This window comes from Novosphingobium sp., assembly GCF_027489515.1.
In the GTDB taxonomy this organism is placed as follows: Bacteria; Pseudomonadota; Alphaproteobacteria; order Sphingomonadales; family Sphingomonadaceae; genus Novosphingobium.
Map to the genome: position 1 here is coordinate 38,215 of NZ_JAIXZS010000034.1, position 18,676 is coordinate 56,890.

Annotated in this window: 17 protein-coding genes; 11 read left to right on the forward strand and 6 right to left on the reverse strand. The window is 66.6% G+C overall.

What is annotated here, in order from left to right:
• Positions 1–14: 14 nt before the first annotated feature.
• Positions 15–407 carry a limonene-1,2-epoxide hydrolase family protein gene (locus tag Q0082_RS06080; RefSeq protein WP_298190878.1) on the forward strand — a complete coding sequence of 131 codons (393 nt, stop codon included), beginning with the start codon at positions 15–17 and terminating at the stop codon, positions 405–407.
• 61 nt (positions 408–468) lie between these two features.
• On the opposite strand, the gene Q0082_RS06085 is transcribed toward Q0082_RS06080, so the two are convergent.
• The 3 genes from Q0082_RS06085 to hflK form a co-directional block, all read right to left on the reverse strand.
• The gene (locus tag Q0082_RS06085; protein WP_298190879.1) at positions 469–2,016 is read right to left on the reverse strand and encodes a Do family serine endopeptidase; all 1,548 of its coding nucleotides are present in this window, start codon (positions 2,014–2,016) and stop codon (positions 469–471) included.
• A gap of 153 nt (positions 2,017–2,169) precedes the next feature.
• On the reverse strand, positions 2,170–3,027 hold the full coding sequence (locus Q0082_RS06090) for a protease modulator HflC (protein ID WP_298190880.1): 858 nt from the start codon (positions 3,025–3,027) through the stop codon (positions 2,170–2,172).
• Between the two features lies 1 nt (position 3,028).
• The gene (gene hflK, locus Q0082_RS06095; protein ID WP_298190881.1) at positions 3,029–4,168 is read right to left on the reverse strand and encodes an FtsH protease activity modulator HflK; all 1,140 of its coding nucleotides are present in this window, start codon (positions 4,166–4,168) and stop codon (positions 3,029–3,031) included.
• Positions 4,169–4,499: 331 nt separating this feature from the next.
• Between hflK and Q0082_RS06100 the strand changes: the two genes are divergently transcribed.
• The 7 genes from Q0082_RS06100 to Q0082_RS06130 all read left to right on the forward strand — a co-directional run bounded on the left by Q0082_RS06100 (position 4,500) and on the right by Q0082_RS06130 (position 13,429).
• On the forward strand, positions 4,500–5,270 hold the full coding sequence (locus tag Q0082_RS06100) for an Mrp/NBP35 family ATP-binding protein (protein WP_298190927.1): 771 nt from the start codon (positions 4,500–4,502) through the stop codon (positions 5,268–5,270).
• Between the two features lie 10 nt (positions 5,271–5,280).
• Positions 5,281–7,584: a molybdopterin cofactor-binding domain-containing protein gene (locus Q0082_RS06105; RefSeq protein ID WP_298190883.1), complete on the forward strand. Its 2,304-nt coding sequence runs from the start codon at positions 5,281–5,283 to the stop codon at positions 7,582–7,584.
• Positions 7,585–7,592: 8 nt separating this feature from the next.
• Entirely contained in the window at positions 7,593–8,621 is a 1,029-nt protein-coding gene (gene hemH / locus Q0082_RS06110; protein WP_298190884.1) for a ferrochelatase, read from the forward strand.
• A 185-nt stretch (positions 8,622–8,806) separates the two neighbouring features.
• Positions 8,807–10,225 carry a cytochrome P450 gene (locus Q0082_RS06115; protein ID WP_298190886.1) on the forward strand — a complete coding sequence of 473 codons (1,419 nt, stop codon included), beginning with the start codon at positions 8,807–8,809 and terminating at the stop codon, positions 10,223–10,225.
• Between the two features lie 148 nt (positions 10,226–10,373).
• The gene (gene rpsT, locus Q0082_RS06120; RefSeq protein ID WP_054123826.1) at positions 10,374–10,634 is read left to right on the forward strand and encodes a 30S ribosomal protein S20; all 261 of its coding nucleotides are present in this window, start codon (positions 10,374–10,376) and stop codon (positions 10,632–10,634) included.
• 560 nt (positions 10,635–11,194) lie between these two features.
• Complete coding sequence (gene dnaA, locus Q0082_RS06125) at positions 11,195–12,598, forward strand: chromosomal replication initiator protein DnaA (RefSeq protein ID WP_298190888.1); 1,404 nt, start codon at positions 11,195–11,197, stop codon at positions 12,596–12,598.
• 63 nt (positions 12,599–12,661) lie between these two features.
• A complete protein-coding gene (locus Q0082_RS06130) occupies positions 12,662–13,429 on the forward strand; it encodes a HesA/MoeB/ThiF family protein (RefSeq protein ID WP_298190890.1) in 768 nt (255 codons plus the stop codon).
• On the opposite strand, the gene Q0082_RS06135 is transcribed toward Q0082_RS06130, so the two are convergent.
• Positions 13,418–14,134, reverse strand: a complete 717-nt coding sequence (locus Q0082_RS06135; protein ID WP_298190892.1) for an NAD-dependent deacylase — start codon at positions 14,132–14,134, stop codon at positions 13,418–13,420. The genes Q0082_RS06130 and Q0082_RS06135 overlap by 12 nt on opposite strands.
• A 35-nt stretch (positions 14,135–14,169) precedes the next feature.
• Between Q0082_RS06135 and dapB the strand changes: the two genes are divergently transcribed.
• The 3 genes from dapB to Q0082_RS06150 are packed head-to-tail and all read left to right on the forward strand — an operon-like array spanning position 14,170 to position 16,027.
• Entirely contained in the window at positions 14,170–14,898 is a 729-nt protein-coding gene (dapB, locus tag Q0082_RS06140) for a 4-hydroxy-tetrahydrodipicolinate reductase (RefSeq protein ID WP_298190893.1), read from the forward strand.
• Positions 14,895–15,587 (forward strand): endonuclease III, encoded by a 693-nt coding sequence (gene nth / locus Q0082_RS06145; protein WP_298190895.1) that lies wholly within the window; start codon positions 14,895–14,897, stop codon positions 15,585–15,587. Before dapB ends, nth begins: the two co-directional genes overlap by 4 nt.
• The gene (locus Q0082_RS06150; RefSeq protein WP_298190897.1) at positions 15,584–16,027 is read left to right on the forward strand and encodes a hypothetical protein; all 444 of its coding nucleotides are present in this window, start codon (positions 15,584–15,586) and stop codon (positions 16,025–16,027) included. Before nth ends, Q0082_RS06150 begins: the two co-directional genes overlap by 4 nt.
• A gap of 26 nt (positions 16,028–16,053) precedes the next feature.
• Here the strand turns inward: Q0082_RS06150 and Q0082_RS06155 are convergent, their stop codons facing one another.
• The gene (locus tag Q0082_RS06155) at positions 16,054–17,364 is read right to left on the reverse strand and encodes a dicarboxylate/amino acid:cation symporter (protein WP_298190899.1); all 1,311 of its coding nucleotides are present in this window, start codon (positions 17,362–17,364) and stop codon (positions 16,054–16,056) included.
• Positions 17,365–17,537: 173 nt separating this feature from the next.
• Positions 17,538–18,620, reverse strand: a complete 1,083-nt coding sequence (aroC, locus tag Q0082_RS06160) for a chorismate synthase (RefSeq protein WP_298190901.1) — start codon at positions 18,618–18,620, stop codon at positions 17,538–17,540.
• Positions 18,621–18,676 lie beyond the last annotated feature (56 nt).

The window sequence follows — 18,676 nt, forward strand, 5'->3', positions numbered from 1 at the left end:
AAAGGAGAGGACCAATGACCCCGCTTGAAACCGTCAAGGCCTTCATGAAGGCGATGGAGCCGCTCGATTACGATAGCGCGCTGCAATTTGTCGCGGATTCCTGCGAATACACCAATCCGCCGCCGATCGGCACGGTGACCGGACCTGCCGGCGTTCGCGCGGTGCTGGAACCCTTCTTTTCGCCGACCCTGGAGAACGAGTTCCGCATCATGCGCGAACTGGCCTCGGGGCCGCTTGTGGTGCTGGAACGGCTCGACCGGCATCTGCTAGCAGACAAGAGGGGGCTCGCGGACAAGTGGGTCGAGTTGCCAGTGACCGGGGTGTTCGAGGTCCACGATGGCAAGATCACCTACTGGCGCGACTATTTCGACGCGGCGACGATACTGGCGCAGTGGCCGACCGGCTGACGACAAAGGAAAGGGGCCGGCGAACCTGTGTCCGCCGACCCCTCCTTTGCTTTTTCGCCAATCAGCGGATGCGGATCGGCATGTAGACCGGCGGCTGACCGCGGCGCTGGATGCGCAGGAGCACCGCCTCGCGGTTTTCGGTCTTGGCCTGGCGCACCACGGCTTCGAGATCGGCGGCAGTGACGACCGGCTTGTAATTGGCCGAGAGCACGATGTCGCCCCGCTGCAGGCCCTTGGCCGCCGCGTCCGCCGAATCGTCGACCGCAGTGATCACCACGCCCTTGGTGTCCTCGCTCGCGCCCAATTGGCGGGCGATCTGCGGGGTGAGCGGGATTGCCGCGATGCCGAGCGCCTGCTGGACGACAGGGCCTGCTGGCTTGCTCGGCTTGGCCTGGCCGCCGCCGAAGCCGTTGTCGTCGCCCTGCTGCGCATCGGGATCGAAGGTCTGCTGGGCGAGCTCTTCCTCGCTCGGCCGCTTGCCGACGATCGCCTGCACGGTAAGGCGCTGGCCGTTGCGGATGAGGTCGATCGGGATGCGCTTGCCGGGCGCGGTATTGGCGACGATGAACGAGAGTGTCTGGTCCGGCGTCACGTCCTTGCCGTCGACGCGCACGACCACGTCGCCCGGCTGCATCCCCGCCTTGGCCGCGCCCTGGTTCGGTTCGACCGACTGGATGAATTCGCCGCGGTTCTTGGCAAGGCCGAGGCTGGCGGCAAGGTCGTCCGAGAGCTGCTGGATGCGCACGCCGAGGTAGCCGCGCTCGATGGCCTGACCATTGCGCAGCTTTTCGACGATGGGTGCGGCGATTTCGGCGGGGATCGCGAAGCCGATGCCGACGCTGCCGCCGGTGGGCGAGAAGATCGCGTTGTTGATGCCGATCACGTTGCCGGCCATGTCGAACATCGGGCCACCCGAGTTGCCGCGATTGATCGAGGCGTCGGTCTGCAGATAGCGATCATAGGCCGAGCCCGAGCCGGTGTTGCGATAGACCGCCGAGATGATGCCGCTGGTGACGGTGCCGCCAAGACCGAACGGGTTGCCGATCGCGATGATCCAGTCGCCCACGCGGGCATGGCGCGAATCGCCGAACTTCACGAACGGGAAGGGCTTGGGGCCGCTGATCTTGAGCACGGCAAGGTCGGAAGCCGCATCGCGGCCGACGAGCTTGGCCGGATAATCGGTGCCATCGGTCATGGTGACAGTGATCGATTCGATCTCACCCTGGCCTTCGGCGGTGATCACGTGGTTGTTGGTGACGACATAGCCATCAGCCGAAACAAGGAAGCCCGAACCCAGCGACTGCGCCTCGCGCGTCTGCGGCTGGCCGCCGCCCTGGCCGCCACCGAACAGATCGCTGAAGGGCGTCCCGGCGAAGGGATTGTTGTTCTGCACCTTCACGCGCTGGCGGGTCGAAATATTGACCACCGCCGGCTGAAGCTGCTGCGTGAGATCGGCAAAGCTGGCCGGCGCGCCGCCGCGCGGCACGACCGATTGCATCTGCGCCGAATCGTTCTGCGCCACCTGGGCGCCGGCGGGAAAACCTGTCGTCAGGGTCAGCGCGCTGCCGGCGAGGAGCAGCGCCGTAGTCACTCCGTAAGCGTATCGCACGTGGCAATTCCTCTTCATCTCAGCGGCGGACGGATAGCGCCCAAGGGGGGAACCCGCGCACCTGATCCCTGTTCCGATTCCGCGCGACCCCGCTTTCACATCTGGGCGCCTGAACCGGGATTGAATAACATCTTCGGCCCGAAACGGGGGCGGTTACTTGCCGCCCTTGAACTGGCGCAGATAGGCATTGTCCGGCGACAGTACGATCTGCGTACTGCTGCCCTTCTGCGCGAAAGTGGCGTCGTAGCTCTGCATCGCACGGTAGAAGTCGTAGAAGTCCGGGTCCTTGCCGAAGCTCTCGGCATAGACCTTGGCCGCGGTGGCTTCTGCCGTGGCGCGGATGATCTGCGCGTTCTTCTGCCCACCTGCACGGATCGTCGCGGCTTCCTGCTGGCGCGCGGTGGTCATGCGGGTGAAGGCGCTTTCAAGCGGGGCGCCATCAGGCAGGTCCGCCCGCTTGATCCGCACGTCGATCACCTGCGCGCCGTATTCGCGCGCCTCCTTGTCGAGCCCCTTGCGGATGTTGATCATCGCCTGCCCGCGATCAGCCGTGAGCAGCGAGCCGAAGGTGCGCTTGCCGAGTTCCTGCCGCAGCACCGAATTGAGGATCGGCTGGAGCTGTTCGGCAACCTTGTCGACCGTTCCGGCGGTCTCGTACATCTTGACCGGATCGATCACGCGGAAGCGGGCGTAGGCATCCACTTCGAGCCGGCGCTGGTCGGCCGAAGTGACCTGCTGGCGTTCGAGATCGACATCGAGCACGCGCTTGTCGATCCGCACCACCTGCTCGATGAACGGGATGCGCAGCACGATGCCCGCGCCCGTCTGGCCGAAATCGGCATTGGGGCGGAAGCGGTTGACGACACGGTTGGGCTCGCCGAGCCGGACGATCACCGCCTGCTCCTGCTCGCCCACCACGGTGACACAGCTGAGCAGCGCGACGAGCGCGACGGCGAGCGTGATGAGGACGATCTTCTGCTCTTCCCAGAGGCGGATGAGGGTCTGTTCCATCTTAGCGGCGCTCCCCGGCATTGGCCGCAGTATCAGCAGGCGGGGCCTGCTTGAGCCCGGGCAGCGGCAGATAGGGCATGACCCCGGGGGATTCGAGAATGACCTTGTCGGTCTGGCTGAGCACACGTTCCATCGTCTCGTAATACATGCGCCGGCGCGTCACCTCGGGGGCGAGCTTGTACTGGGCGTAGACCTTGTCGAAGGCGGTCGCCTCACCCTGCGCGCGCTGGGTCAGCTGGTTGGCCCACTGCTCGGCGCGGTTGATCTCGCTCTGCGCGTCCTGCTGGGCGGCAAGCACTTCCTTGAAGGCATCGACGACCTTGGCCGGCGGATCGGTCTTCTTGATCTCCACGCCCTGGATCTTCACGCCCGAGCGGTAGGCATCGAGAATGCGCTGCATGCGCTCGCGCACATTGGCCTCGATCGAGGCGCGGCCCGAACCCATCGCGTCGTTGAGCGAGACTTCGGCGATCGACTGGCGCATGGCCGCCTCGGCCACTTCCTTCACCGTCGCGTCAGGCTCTGCCAGCTGGAAGGTGTAGAGCTTCAAGTCCTTGATGTTCCAGCGGACGAGGTAGGTGAGGTCGACGAGGTTCTGGTCGCCCGTCAGCATCAGCCGCTCGCCATCGCCTTCGGGGATCGAATCGCGGCGGATCGAGGTGACGTCTTCCACGCTGACGGCCTGGATCGGCCAGGGCAGCGTGAGCGAAACGCCGGAATCGATGGTGTGGCTATAGGCACCGAAGGTGGTGACCACGCCCTTCTCCTGCGGAGAGACACGGTGAACCATCGTGGCACCAAGCCAGACGAGCGCAACGAGACCCACCGCGACCGGCACCCATGAGCCGCCGCCGGGGCGCTGGGGCAGGCGGAAACCGGGGCCGCCACTGCCACCACCACCGCCGTGGCGCTTGAACAGGTCTTCGAGGGTCTGCCCGCGGCGGGCGCCCCCCGACGAGGGCGGCAGCCACGGGTTGCGCGGGCCGCCTCCGCTCTTGTCGTCGCCGCGCTGCGGGGGCGGGCTTCCCGGTGCGGGATCGCCGCCATCGGCCGCAGGTTCGCCCGAAGGCTCTCCGCTCTCCGCTTCGCCTGCGCCCCAAGGGCTTTTCTTGCCGGCCATGGCAAGGCCGATCCGCGACATTCGTCCGACAAAAGAATTCATAGGCACGACTATAGGTACGCTCTGCGGTTAAAAACAGTGTCTCACTGCCAAATTTCCTCTGCTAGGGGGCGTCCGTTAGGGCATATGCTCGTTAGGACATGGGACGCTGGCATTGAGCCTCGATCAGACAGCACTGGAACAGGCGGTGCGCATGGCCGCAGGCGCGCGGCTGCAGACGGCGCGGGCTGAGGGCGAAACCGCCTCGATCATACTCGAAGTGAGCGGGCTCGACCGGCCCGCGCGCGAGGCGCTGGAGGCCAAAGTGCGTGAAGCCGCACGCGGCGCCGGGGCGGCGGAAGTGCGCGTGGGGATGACCGCCGAGCGCGTCACCCGCCGCATCATCGCGGTGGGATCGGGCAAGGGCGGTGTCGGCAAGTCGACGCTTTCTGCCAATCTCGCGGTGGCCATGGCGCGGCTCGGGCGAAAGGTCGGTCTGGTCGACGCCGACATCTATGGCCCGTCGCAGCCACGCCTGTTGGCCACGGAAGGCCGCAAACCCGAGGCGGAGAACCAGAAGATCCACCCGGTGCAAAGCCCGTGGGGCGTGCCGATGCTGTCGATGGGGCACCTCGTCCAGCCGGGGCAGGCGATCGCGTGGCGCGGCCCGATGGCGGGCAATGCGCTCGGCCAGTTGATCGATGCGCATTGGGGGGACGCCGAAATCCTCGTCGTTGATCTGCCGCCGGGCACGGGCGATGTGCAGCTCACCATGCTCCAGAAGCACAAGCCCGCGGGCGCAGTGATTGTCTCGACCCCGCAGGATCTCGCGCTGATGGACGCGGCGCGGGCGATCCGCCTGTTCGAGCAGGGCGAGGTGCCGCTGATCGGCATGGTCGAGAACATGGCGGGCTATGTCTGCCCGCATTGCGGCGAGAGCAGCGATCCCTTCGGCCAAGGCGGCGCCGAGGCAGCAGCGAAGACGATGGGCCTGCCCTTCCTCGGCCGCGTGCCGCTGAACCTGTCGATCCGACAGTCGAGCGATGCGGGCGAACCGTGTGCGGCAGGTGATGGCCCCGAAGCGGCGATCTTTGCCGGGATCGCGCAGCGCGTGCTCGACTGGCTGGACGCGCAGAAAGCATGAGGATTACCCCGTGAGACTTACCAGGCGCGGGCTGCTGATAGGCGCGGGCGGCGCGGGTGCGCTGCTCGTGGCTTTCGCGCTCTCGCCGCGCCGCCATGCCAGCGCCCTTGTGGCCGGGCCGGGTGAGCATGTGTTCGACAGCTTCATCCGCCTTGCCGCCGATGGCGCGGTGAGCGTGGCGGTGCCGGTCTGCGAAATGGGGCAGGGCGTGACCACGCTGATGGCGCAGATCGTGGCAGTCGAGCTCGGTGCGGACTGGAAGCGGGTGGGGGTGGAGCCTGCGCCGCCGAGCCCGGTTTACGGCGATCCGGTGCTCGCCGCGCGCTGGGCACCGCTCTGGCAGCCGCGCCTTCTTCCCGCGCTCGCCGACACCCCGGACGATTGGCTGGCGCGCATCCACGCCGAGCGCGAGCCGCTGATGATCACCGCCGAGGGCACCGCCATCGCCGCGTTCGAGGCGCCCTTGCGCGCGGCGGCGGCGGGCCTGCGCGCGATGCTGATGCAGGCGGCAGCCGCCAGCTGGAATGTCAGCTGGGAAACGCTCGATAGCGCGAACCACTTTGTCGTGAACGGTAAGCAGAAGCTGGGCTTTGCCGCGCTGATCCCGGCGGCGATGGGCTATGATCCGCCCAATCCTCCGGCCTTGCGGGCCGAACCGGCCAAGGAACGGCCCGGCCAATTCCCCGATGGCGGGTTTCCCGCAGGAAGGGGGCCGCGCTTCCCCCGGCTCGATCTGCCGGCCAAGGTCGATGGCAGTTTCGTGTTCGCGGGCGATGTGCGCCTGCCCGGCATGGTCCACGCCGCAGTCGTCCACGGGCCGCAGGGCGATACCGTTCTTTCGAGCTTCGACCGCAAGGCAGCGGAAAGCGTGCCGGGGGTGGTCGGCGTGGTGCCGTCGAAGCGCTGGGTCGCAGCAGCCGCGAAGACCTGGCATGCCGCGCACAAGGCGGTGCTGGCGATGGAGCCAAGGTTTCATGCGGCGGGGCGCATCGCCGATTCTTCCGCGCTGGAGAACCGGATCGACACTGCGCTGCGCAAGGGGACGGCGACGCGGCTCATGGCGGAGGGCGATCCCGATGCCTTGCTCGCCAAGCCCAGCCTGACCGCACGCTATGATATAGAGCCCGCCCTGCATGCGCCGCTGGAAACCGCGACCGCCACGGCGCGGCTGACCGGGGGCAAGGTCGAGCTCTGGCTCGCGACACAGGCGCCCGAACTGGTGCGGCGGCAGGCGGCGCGGGCGGCGGGCGTCTCTCGCCGCAACGTGATTGTCTATCCTATGCATGCCGGTGGCAGCTTCGATGCGCGACTCGATTGCCGGATTGCGGTCGAGGCGGTGGAGATCGCCAAGGCGCTGGGCCGCCCGGTACAGCTGATGTGGAGCCGCTGGGAGGAAGCGCTCGCCGGCTATCCGCGCACGCCGGTCTCCGCGCTGCTGTTTGCCTCGATCGGGCCAGACAAGCGCCAGCTGCTCGGCTGGCGCACGCGCATGGCGCTGCCGGCCACCGCCATCGAGGCGGGCGCCCGGCTGCTGGACGGCATGGAGGCGGTGGACGCGCAGGCCGCCGCGAAAGGCCGCGCCGATGCGCTCGCCTGCGAAGGGGCGATGCCGCTCTACGCGGTGCCCGAGCGCGCGGTCGATCATGTGCCGGTTTCGCTGCCGCTGCCGACGGCGCGCTATCGCGGCAATGCCCATGGCTACGGCGCGTTCTTCACCGAGAGCTTCGTTGACGAATGCGCGCATTTCGGCGGGGCGGAGCCGCTCTCGTATCGCATCGGGATGCTTTCCGGCCAGCCGCGGCTTGCCGCCTGTCTGGTCGGCGCGGCGCGGATGGCGATGTGGGGCGGCGGGGCGGATGCCTCGGGCCAGGGGATCGCCTGCCACCGCATGGACTTGGCCGCGCCCGAGGGGCTGCGCAGCGGGTTCATCGCCGTGGTCGCCACCGCGCGGCAGGAAGAAGGCGCGATCCGGGTCGATCAGCTTTCGGCCTGGCTCGATATCGGGCGGATCGTGAACGTCGATGTGGCGCGCAGCCAAGTCGAAGGCGGGATGCTCTTCGCGCTGGCGCAGGCGATCGGGGGAAGCACCGGCTATGCCGCCGGCCTGCCGACCGCCGGACGACTTTCACAATTGGGCCTGCCGCTGCTTGCCGATTGCCCGAAGGTTGATATTGCGTTCGCCGAGTCGGACGAGCAACCGTTCGACCCGGGCGAGCTTGCGACCACCGCAGTCGCACCGGCCATTGCCAACGCGCTGTTTTCTGCCACAGGACTGCGCTTTCGCCGCCTACCCCTGCTTTCTGAAGGCCTTTGATCAGCGCCATGGACAAACCTGCCGACCATCCCCGGGTTATCACCGGCAAGATCGGGGTGCTCCTGGTCAACCTCGGCACGCCCGACGCACCCGACGAAGGCGCCGTGCGGCGCTATCTGGCCGAGTTCCTCTCGGACCGCCGCGTGGTGGAGATTCCGCAGATTTTCTGGCAGCCGATCTTGCGCGGACTGGTTCTGCGCACGCGGCCGCGCAAATCGGCGCATGCCTATAGCCAGGTGTGGACCAAGGACGGCTCGCCGCTGGCGTTCCACACCGCCGCGCAGGCGCGCGCGTTGCAGGCCCGATTCAATGAAAGTGATCTGGGCGATACCGTGATCGTGCGCTACGCCATGCGCTACCAGAAGCCCGCGATGGCGGCCGAGCTCGACAAGCTGCTGGCGGAGGGCTGTGAGCGCATTCTGATTGCGCCGATGTATCCGCAGTATTCGGGCGCGACCACGGCGAGCGCGCTCGATGCCGTGGCGAACTGGATCAAGGATCGCCGCCGCCTGCCCGCGCTGCGCACGCTGCCACCCTATTTCGACGATCCGCTGGCGATCAGCGCCGTGCACAAGGACCTCTCCGCCCAGATCGCCGCGCTCGATTTCGCGCCCGAGCTGCTGGTCTTCAGCTTCCACGGCATGCCCGAGCGCACCTTGCGGCTCGGCGATCCCTATCACTGCCACTGCCAGAAGACCGCGCGCCTGCTCGGTGAGCGGTTTGCCGCCTCGCACCCCGACCTCAAGCTTGCCACCAGCTTCCAGTCGCGCTTCGGCCGCGCCAAGTGGCTCGAGCCCGCGACCGACGATGTGATCAAGGTGCAGGGCGCGAACGGCATTCGCCGCATGGTCGTCGCCGCGCCGGGCTTCTCGTCCGATTGCCTCGAGACGATCGAGGAACTCGGCATCCGCGGGCGCGAGGACTTTGAAGCGGCAGGCGGTACGCATTTTGCGGCGCTCACCTGCCTCAATACCGGCGAGCCGGGTATGGACATGCTCGAAGCGCTGATCCGCAGGGAGCTTGCCGGCTGGATTTGACTTACCTGACAGGTGTGTCATTAACCGCCCGGTTAATTGCTGTTTCGGCCTAGCCGAAACAGGGCGGCGCCAGCCCGCTCCCCCGCCCGGCCACCCACGAGAGTACCCTGAATGGGTGGCCGGGCGGGGGAGCGGGCTGGCGCCGCCATCCGCGTGAGCGGATCAAATTCTACAGGAGCAGACCCGTGGCCTCACTGGCAGCACCGCAATCGCGGTCCCTTCGTCCGCACGATGCGCAGTCCGAACGCGGCAATCCGCACTGGATCCGCCTGAAGGACGAAAGCGAGCTCGACGCGATCCCCGGCGAAGACGGCTGGCCGCTGGTCGGCACCACCTTCATGCTGCTGGCCGATCCCATCGGCTTTGGGAAACGCATGCGCGCCAAGCATGGCGATGTTTACCGCACGCGCGGGTTCGGGCGGCGGCAGGTGATCCTCATCGGGCCGGATGCGAACGAGCTCGTGCTGTTCGACCGCGACAAGATCTTCTCATCCGAGCAGGGCTGGGGTCCGGTGCTCAACCTGCTGTTCCCGCGCGGGCTCATGCTGATGGATTTCGCCGCGCACCGGGCGGACCGCAAGGCGCTCTCCATCGCCTTCAAGCCCGAGCCGATGCGCCACTATTGCGACCTGCTCAACGCCGATATCGCCGCCGGGGTCGAGGCCTGGGGGGAGGGGCCGCGCAAGTTCTACCCTGCAATCAAGGCGCTCACGCTGCAGACGGCAGCGACCAGCTTCCTCGGCCTGCCGTTCGGGCCCGAAGCGGACAAGCTCAACAAGGCCTTCGTCGACATGGTGCAGGCCGCCGTCGCGCCGATCCGCCGCCCGCTGCCGTTCACCGCGATGGGCCGGGGCTATGCCGGGCGCAAGCTGATGGTGGAATACTTCACCGGCCTGCTGCGCGAGCGGCGCGCGAATCCGGGGCAGGACATGTTCAGCCAGTTCGCGCTGGCGCGGCGGGATGACGGGGATGGGGAATTGCTCCCCGAGGATGTCGTGGTTGATCACATGATCTTCCTGATGATGGCGGCGCACGACACCATCACGAGTTCGTTCACCACGCTGATCTGGCACCTCGCGAAAAACCTCGAATGGCAGGAGAAGCTTCGCGCCGAGGCCCGCGCGGCGGCGGGCGGTGACGGCGTACCGCTGGCGTTTGATGCGCTGGGCAAGATGGAGCTTGCGGAAATGGCGATGAAGGAGGCGCTGCGAATCATGCCTCCGGTGCCATCGACGCCGCGCCGGGCGCTGAAGGATTTCACATTCCGCGGTTTCCGCATTCCGGCGGGCACCGATGTCGATGTCAGCGCCTCGGCCGTCCATGCTGACCCGGTGCTGTGGCCGGACCCGGAGCGCTTCGATCCTATGCGTTTCACGCCCGAAGCTGTGGCGGCGCGGCATAAGTACGCATGGATTCCCTATGGCGGCGGCGCGCATATGTGCCTTGGTCTTCATTTCGCGACAATGCAGACCAAGCTCCTGGTGCACCATATCCTGACCCGCTACCGGGTGGAGGTGGAACCGGGCTATGCGCCGGCTTGGCAGCCCTGGCCGATCCCGAAGCCGCGCGACGGGCTACCGGTCACCTTCGTGAAGCTCGGCTGATCGCCGGCGCGTCTCAAACGGTTGACGATTCGCCATGCCGCGGTTATGGGCCGCGCTTTCCCGGGAGGTTCGTCGCCTTGCCGGGATGAACCGGATTGTTTGCGGCCCGCGGCAAGCGGGCTGACAGAGCTCTTGAAACAGGACAGACATGGCCAATACGCCGCAAGCCCGTAAGCGCATTCGTCGCAACGCCAACCGTGCCGAGATCAACGGCAACCGCCTCTCGCGCATCCGCACTTTCGTCAAGAAGGTCGAAGCCGCGATCGCTGGTGGTGACAAGGCGGCTGCGGCCGAAGCGCTTCACGCTGCCCAGCCTGAGCTGGCGCGCGGCGTGGCCCGCGGCGTGCTCCACAAGAACACCGTCGCGCGCAAGATGTCGCGCCTGTCAAAGCGAGTCGCTTCGCTCTGATTCGCAGTGCGCGCGTCCGTCGCGGGCACGCCCTCAGTACGAAAACGGAACGCGGCTGGTGTCTCTGACACCGGCCGCGTTTTGTTTCACCCCGGTTACACCGTGTGTCGCCGGGTCCGGCCGTTGTCTTGTCACGCACAAGTCGCAGATTTCTGCCGATTCGCAGGGATTTCTGCGTGAAACGTAATGAAATCAATGTTTTGATTGATTTCCGCCACGTTTGCCTAGTCAAGATTCTTTATTTCAGTTTTTTTGCGGCTCAGTGCTTGCGAATCCCTCCCGAAGGCCAATAGACAGGTCCTCCCGATGCGGCGCGGGGCCTGCCTCAGCAGGCTCAGTCACCAATTCGGGGTCACGACAATCGCAAGTTTCATGGCCGGGAGCAGGGGTGCTTTTCCGGCGAGGGGTAGGATTTTGCCTGCGGCAGGGGGTGCTGAAGCAGGCCTTTCGGGTGAGGGCAGCGAAGCGTGAAAATGGATGAATTTGCAGGCAGCGGCGGACGGGGCGCCGCGGCCCAAGCGGCTGACGCCGCACCGGGCAGAAAAGGACGAGAGAACGCAATGATCGAGGACCAGGAAGCGCTCGATCTTGCGGCAGATTGGGCCGATATCAGTCAGGGCCTGAAGAAGGATCTCGGGCCCCAGCTCCACAGCCAGTGGATCAAGCCGATCCAGGTCGGCTCCTTCTGCAAGGAAACCGGCACGCTCGATCTGTTCCTGCCGACCGAGTTCTCCGCGAACTGGGTGGCCGACCGTTTTGCCGACCGGCTCTCGCTGGCATGGAAGATCGCCCGCTCGGAAGTGCGTCAGGTGCGCATCACCGTGCATCCGCGCCGCCGGGCCATGCCCGAATTGCGCATGGGCGGCATGCCGGCCAACGATACCGGCCCGCTGCCCGTGGTCCAGCGCCAGTCAGCCGTGCCGCTGAGCGCGGATGCTGCCGTCACCGGGCTCGATCCGTCGCTGACCTTTGCCGAATTCGTCAGCGGTTCGGCCAACGTGCTCGCGGTCAATGCCGCACAGCGCATGGCCGCACTCGAAACGCCGCAATTCTCGCCGCTCTATCTCAAGGGCGCGACCGGGCAGGGCAAGACGCACCTGCTCCACGCCATCGGCCACGCCTATGCCGCCGCCCGCCCGGGCGCGCGCATCTTCTACTGCTCAGCCGAACGCTTCATGATCGAGTTCGTGCAGGCCATGCGCTCGAACGAGATGCTGGAATTCAAGGCGCGGCTGCGCGGCTTCGACCTGCTGCTGGTCGACGATATCCAGTTCATCATCGGCAAGGCGAGCACGCAGGAGGAATTCCTCCATACGATCGATGCGCTGATGAGCGCGGGCAAGCGCCTTGTCGTTGCCGCCGACCGTGCGCCGCAGGCCCTGGACGGGGTTGAGCAGCGCCTGCTCTCGCGCCTTTCGATGGGCCTCGTGGCGGACATTCAGCCCGCGGACATCGACCTGCGGCGCAAGATCCTCGAACACCGACTTGCGCGCTTCACCAGCACGCAGGTTCCGGCGGACGTGATCGAGTTCCTCGCCCGCACGATCAACCGCAACGTGCGCGAGCTCGTCGGCGGGCTTAACAAGCTGATCGCCTTTGCGCAGCTGACCGGCCAGCCGGTCTCTCTGCAGCTGGCGGAAGAGCAGCTAACCGATATCCTTTCGGCCAACCGCCGCCGGATCACGATCGACGAAATCCAGCGCATGGTCTGCCAGTTCTACCGCGTCGACCGCACCGAAATGGCCAGCAAGCGCCGCGCCCGCGCGGTGGTGCGCCCGCGGCAGGTCGCAATGTACCTGGCCAAGGTGCTGACGCCGCGCTCGTACCCCGAGATCGGGCGCAAGTTCGGCGGGCGCGATCACTCGACCGTGATCCACGCGGTGCGCCTGATCGAAGAGCTACGCACGCGCGATGCCGATATGGACGGCGATGTGCGGACGCTGCTGCGGCAGTTGGAAGATTGAGCAAGGAAAGCGCGAGGGCCATTGCCCTCGCATTTCTCCACCTTCTTCCCTAACTCCCCCCTCATGACTCCCGACCGCCTCGACCGCTTCGCCCGCCACATCGTCCTGCCTGAAGTGGGCGGCGCAGGGCAGGCGAAACTGGTGCAGAGCCATGTCGTGCTGGTCGGCCTCGGCGGCATTGGCAGCCCGGCGCTGCAATATCTGGCAGGTGCCGGGATCGGGCGGCTGACACTGATCGACGATGATGTGGTCGATGCCTCGAACCTCCAGCGCCAGACGATATTTGCCACGAGCGACATTGGCCGGCCCAAGGCCGCAGCGGCGGCGGAATGGCTCAAGGCCTTCGACCCGGCGCTGACGGGCACGGCGCATGTGACGCGGCTGACGCGGGACAATGCCGCGGAGCTGATCGCGGGTGCGGACGTGGTGCTCGATGGCTGCGATAACTTCGCGACGCGGCTGGCGGTTTCGGATGCCTGCGTCGCGGCGGGGGTTCCGCTGACCAGCGCGGCGCTGGGGCGGTTTCAGGGCCAGGTGGCGAGCTTTGCCGGGCACCGCGAGGGGCATGCCTGCTACCGCTGCTTTGTCGGCGATGCGTTCGATGCCGAAGATTGCGATACGTGCGCCGATACCGGGGTGCTGGGCGCGATGGTCGGCATGGTGGGCGCGTTTGGCGCGATGGCGGCCATGCGCGTGCTGCTGGAGGGCGTTGCCACGCTGGGCGATCCGCAGTGGGGGCAAGTCCATGTGCTCGACGGGCTGAAGCCGGCGCTGCGCACGATGCGGATTGCCAGAGACCCGGAGTGCCGGGCCTGCGGGTCAACCGCCTAGGAGTTCTTCGACCCAGGCGGGTACGACATCGCTGGCGGGGCCGAGCCGGGTTTCGTGGAACCACTGCGAGCCTTGTGAGCGTTCGAGATTGAGTTCGAGGGTTTGCGCCCCGATCTCGCGCGCAGTGCGCACGAAGCCGGCGGCGGGGTAGACCGCGCCCGAGGTGCCGATCGACACGAACAAGTCGGCTTCGGAAAGCGCCGCGAAGATCTCGTCCATGCGGTAGGGCACTTCGCCGAACCAGACGACATCGGGGCGCAGGAAGGGCGCCGCGCAGCTTGGGCAGGGCGGGCGATGGATCAGCGGGCCAGTCCAGCGATGGCGCTTGTCGCAGGCTGTGCACCAGACGGTGAGGTGTTCGCCGTGCATGTGGATGACGCCGAGCGAGCCGCCGCGTTCGTGCAAGTCATCGACGTTCTGGGTGACGAGGGTGACGCTGCCGCCGGGCGCGCGCTTCGGCCATTCGCGCTCCAGCCGGCCGAGCGCGTGGTGCGCCGGGTTGGGCTCCTTGGTCTGGATCGCCTCGCGGCGCATGTCGTAGAAGCGCAGCACGAGGTCTGGATCGCGCGCGAAGCCTTCGGGCGTGGCGACATCCTCGACGCGGTGCTGTTCCCACAGGCCGCCTGCGCTGCGGAAGGTATCGATCCCGCTTTCGGCGGAGACCCCGGCCCCTGTCAGGATGACGATGTTGCGAATGGTCTGCATCGCGGCCATGAAGCACGCCAGACACGAGGTGATCAATGACTAGAGTGGGCATTATCGGCAGCGCTGGGCGCATGGGGCAAGCGCTCGTTGATGCGATCCTAGCGGCGGGCCACCAGCATGCGGGCGGGATCGATCAGGGTGGTGATCCCGTGGCGCTGGCTCAGGCCTCCGACGTGCTGGTCGATTTCTCGGCGCCGGGTGCGCTCGAGTTCAATCTCGATGCGGCGATCCATGCGGGCATTCCCATCGTGGTCGGCACGACGGGGCTCGCGGAGCGGCATCACTGGCTGGTCGATGCAGCGGCGGTGAGCATACCGGTGCTGCAGACGGGCAATACCTCGCTTGGCGTGACCCTGCTGGCGCATCTCGTGCGCGAGGCGGCGAGCCGGCTGGGCGAGGACTGGGATATCGAGATCGTCGAGACGCACCACCGCATGAAAGTCGATGCGCCCTCGGGCACCGCGCTGCTGCTGGGAGAGGCGGCCGCCGCCGGGCGGGGTGTGCGGCTTGAGGAGGAAGCGGTACGCGGGCGCGACGGGGTGACGGGCGCGCGCAAGGCTGGCACGATCGGCTTTGCGGCGCTGCGCGGCGGCAGCGTGGCGGGTGATCACACGGTGCATTTTCTGGCCGACAACGAGCGGCTTTCGCTTTCGCACCTCGCCGAAAACCGCGCGATCTTTGCACGCGGGGCGGTGCGGGCGGCGGAGTGGCTACTGGGCAAGGAGCCGGGGCGCTACACCATTCCCGAGGTGCTGGGGCTTTGAACAGGCAAGCGATCTTCGAGTTCTTCCGGCGGCTGGCCGAGGCGAATCCCTCGCCCGAGACTGAGCTTGAATACGGCAATGTCTATCAGTTGCTGGTGGCGGTGACGCTTTCGGCGCAAGCGACCGACGTCGGCGTCAACAAGGCGACGCGGGCGCTGTTCGCCAAGGTGAAGACCCCGCAGGACATGCTGGACCTCGGCGAAGAAGGCCTCAAGGCGCATATCAAGACAATCGGCCTGTTCAACAGCAAGGCCAAGAACGTGATGGCCATGGCCGAGATCCTCGTGCGCGAGCATCAGGGCGAAGTGCCGGCGGACCGCGACTTGCTCACCGCGCTGCCGGGCGTGGGGCGCAAGACGGCCAATGTCGTGCTTAACTGCGCGTTCGGGGCGGAGACCTTTGCGGTCGACACGCATATCTTCCGAGTCGGCAACCGCACGGGCCTTGCCAAGGGCAAGACGCCGCTGGCGGTGGAAAAGCAGCTCGAGAAGAAGGTGCCGCAGCCGTTTCGCGTCGGCTCGCACCATTGGATGATCCTGCACGGGCGCTACGTGTGCAAGGCGAGGGGACCCGAGTGCTGGCGCTGCGAAGTGGTTGACCTTTGCGGGTACAAAGGGAAGATTCTGGAGAAGGGGGTGAAGCCTGCGACTCCGAAAGGAGCGCGGAAAGCCAAGGAGAAGAAGCCGTGAGTGCTTTGAGGCCAACGACCCTGAAGATCGCCGCCTTTCTGATTGTGACCTCTGCCGCCCTGTCGCTCGGCGCCTGCGCGCCGCAGGCCGGGGGGAAGTGGGCTGCTGGTGGCCATGCCGCCGATATTCCTGCCGCGACGCCGACCGGCAAGGCGGTGACCTGCATCCCGATCACCTCGATCCGGGAAAGCCGCGTGCGCGACGACTGGACCATCGATTTCCGCACCGGCGGCGACACCTGGTATCGCAACAGCCTGCCGAACCGCTGCAGCAATCTGGGTTTCGAGCGGGCGTTTTCCTATTCGACCTCGCTGTCGCAGCTGTGCAACGTGGATATCATCACCGTTTTCCGCAACGGCGGTGGTCCGCAAGGGCCGCTGGGTTCGTGCGGGCTGGGTGAGTTCCAGCCGGTGAAGCTGGCGAAGGAAGCGAAGAAGTAGGTCGCCACCACGGACGCAGGGCAGGGCTACGCCTCCGGATCGAGGTGCAGCCCGCGGCGGCCGTGCTCGGGCGTATCGTGCGGCGGCACGGCTTCTGGTGCGTCCGGGTCCATCGGCAGCTGGAGCATCCCTTCCCACTTGGTGATCACCGTGGTCGCCACCGCGTTGCCGACGACGTTGGTGGCGGTGCGGCCCATATCGAGGAAGGTATCGACGCCCAATAGCAGCGCGACGCCTTCGACCGGCAGGCCGAACTGCGTCAACGTCGCCGCGATCACCACGAGGCTGGCACGCGGCACGCCGGCGATGCCCTTGGAGGTGACCATCAGCGTGAGCAGCATGGCAATCTGCTGCCCGGCAGAAAGCTGAATGTTGTAGGCCTGCGCGATGAACAGCGTTGCGAAGCTGGTGTAGATCATCGAGCCATCGAGATTGAAGCTGTAGCCCAGTGGCAGCACGAAGCCCGAAATGCGGCGCGGCACGCCGAACCGGTCGAGCTGCTCGAACAGCTTGGGCAGCGCGCTTTCGGAGCTGGCCGTCGAGAAGGCCAGCAGCAGCGGCTCGCGAATGTAGCGCGCCAGCATGATCACCCGCTTGCCGAGGAAGATCCCGCCAAGTCCGAGCAGGATGACCCAGAGCAGCAGCAGCGCGAAGTAGAACTCCTCAACGAAGACGCCGTAGGTGATGATGATCCCAACCCCGCGCGTCGCGATCACCGATGACAGCGCACCGAACACGGCAAACGGGGCAAAGCGCATAACATAATCGGTGATCGTGAGCATGAGGGTGGCGAGCGCTTCGGCCCCGCGCACGAGCGGCGCGCCTTCCTCGCCCAGCGCCGAGAGCCCGATCCCGGCGAACACGGAGAACACCAGAATCTGCAGCACGTTGTTCTTGGCCATCGCATCGAGCGCGCTGGTCGGGAACACCTCGAGCACGAAGTGACGTATGGTGAAGTCTGCCGTGGCGAGATCGCTGACGGGGGCGGTGGCAGTGATATTGAGCCCGACGCCGGGCTGGAACAGGTTGACGAGCACCAGGCCCAGACTGATCGAGATGAGGCTTGCGGTAATGAACCATGCGAGCGCGCGCCCGCCGATGCGGCCGAGCGCGGCGCTGTCACCCATGCTGGCGATGCCGGTGACGAGCGTCGCCATGATCAGCGGTGCGATGATCATCTTGATAAGGTGGAGGAACACCTCCGGCAGCAGCTTCAGCAGATCGGCGATGTCTGCCAGCTGCTTGTCTCCGGCTGGAAACGACACGTTGAGCGCGTAGCCGGTCGCAATGCCGGCAAACATGGCGATCACGATGTAAAGTGTCAGGCGTTTGCCCAAGGTGTTTGGCTCCGATGTTGGTTGGCGCAGAAGACTAGCGGGGCCTGACGTTTAGGCAAGGCGGGGCGCCAGTCCAAAACCTTCGTCATTGCGAGCGCAGCGAAGCAATCCAGTGCGGTTCTGCGCGGCTCTGGATTGCTTCGCTGAGCTCGCAATGACGAGGTAATGTTCTGTTAGCCGCACTGCGCGCGGTGCATCAGCTTCTGATCGGCCAGTACCAGCGCCATCATCGCCTCGACCACCGGTACGCCGCGGATGCCGACGCAAGGGTCGTGGCGGCCCTTGGTGAAGAGCTCGGTCGCCTCGCCCTCGCGCGTGATCGTGGGCACCGGCGTGAGGATCGAGGACGTCGGCTTGAACGCGACGCGGACGTGGACCGGCTGGCCGGTGGAGATGCCCCCGGCGATGCCGCCGGCGTGGTTGGCGAGGAACTCGGGCGCCTGCTCACCGGGCCGCATCGGATCGGCATTGCCTTCGCCGGTGTTGGCAGCGGCGGCGAACCCGTCGCCGATTTCGACGCCTTTGACCGCATTGATACCCATCATCGCGTGGGCGAGTTCGGCATCGAGCTTGGCATAGAGCGGTGCGCCCCAGCCGGCGGGGACCCCAGTGGCGGTGCATTCGACCACGGCGCCGAGCGAGGAACCGGCCTTGCGGGCCTCGTCGACCAGCGCCTCCCAGCGCGCGGCGGCCTTGGCATCGGGGCAGAAGAAGGGGTTGCGGGTCACTTCGGCGGGGTCGAAGTTTGCCGGATCGATCGCGTCGCCGCCGATCGCGCTGACCCAGCCGAGCACGGTGACTTCGGGGATCACCAGCCGCGCCACCGCACCTGCCGCCACCCGCGCCGCAGTCTCGCGCGCAGAGGAACGTCCGCCGCCGCGATAGTCGCGGAAGCCGTACTTGGCGTCGTAGGCGTAATCGGCATGGCCGGGGCGATAGGCCTTGGCGACATCGCCGTAGTCCTTCGAGCGCTGGTCCACGTTTTCGATCATCAGGCTGATCGGGGTGCCGGTCGTGCGCTGGATTCCATCTTGGCCTTCGAACACGCCCGAAAGGATGCGGACCTGATCGGGCTCCTGCCGCTGCGTGGTGAAGCGCGACTGGCCGGGGCGGCGGGCATCGAGAAAGGGCTGGATATCGCTCTCGCTGAGGGCGAGGCCCGGCGGGCAGCCATCGACGACCGTGCCCAGCGCAGGTCCGTGGCTTTCCCCCCAGGTGGTGAAGCGGAAGCTATGGCCGAAGGTGTTGAAGCTCATGGCGCAGCGCCTTCGCGCAAATTGTTGCAAAAGTCACGCCTGCTGCGCCAAAGGGG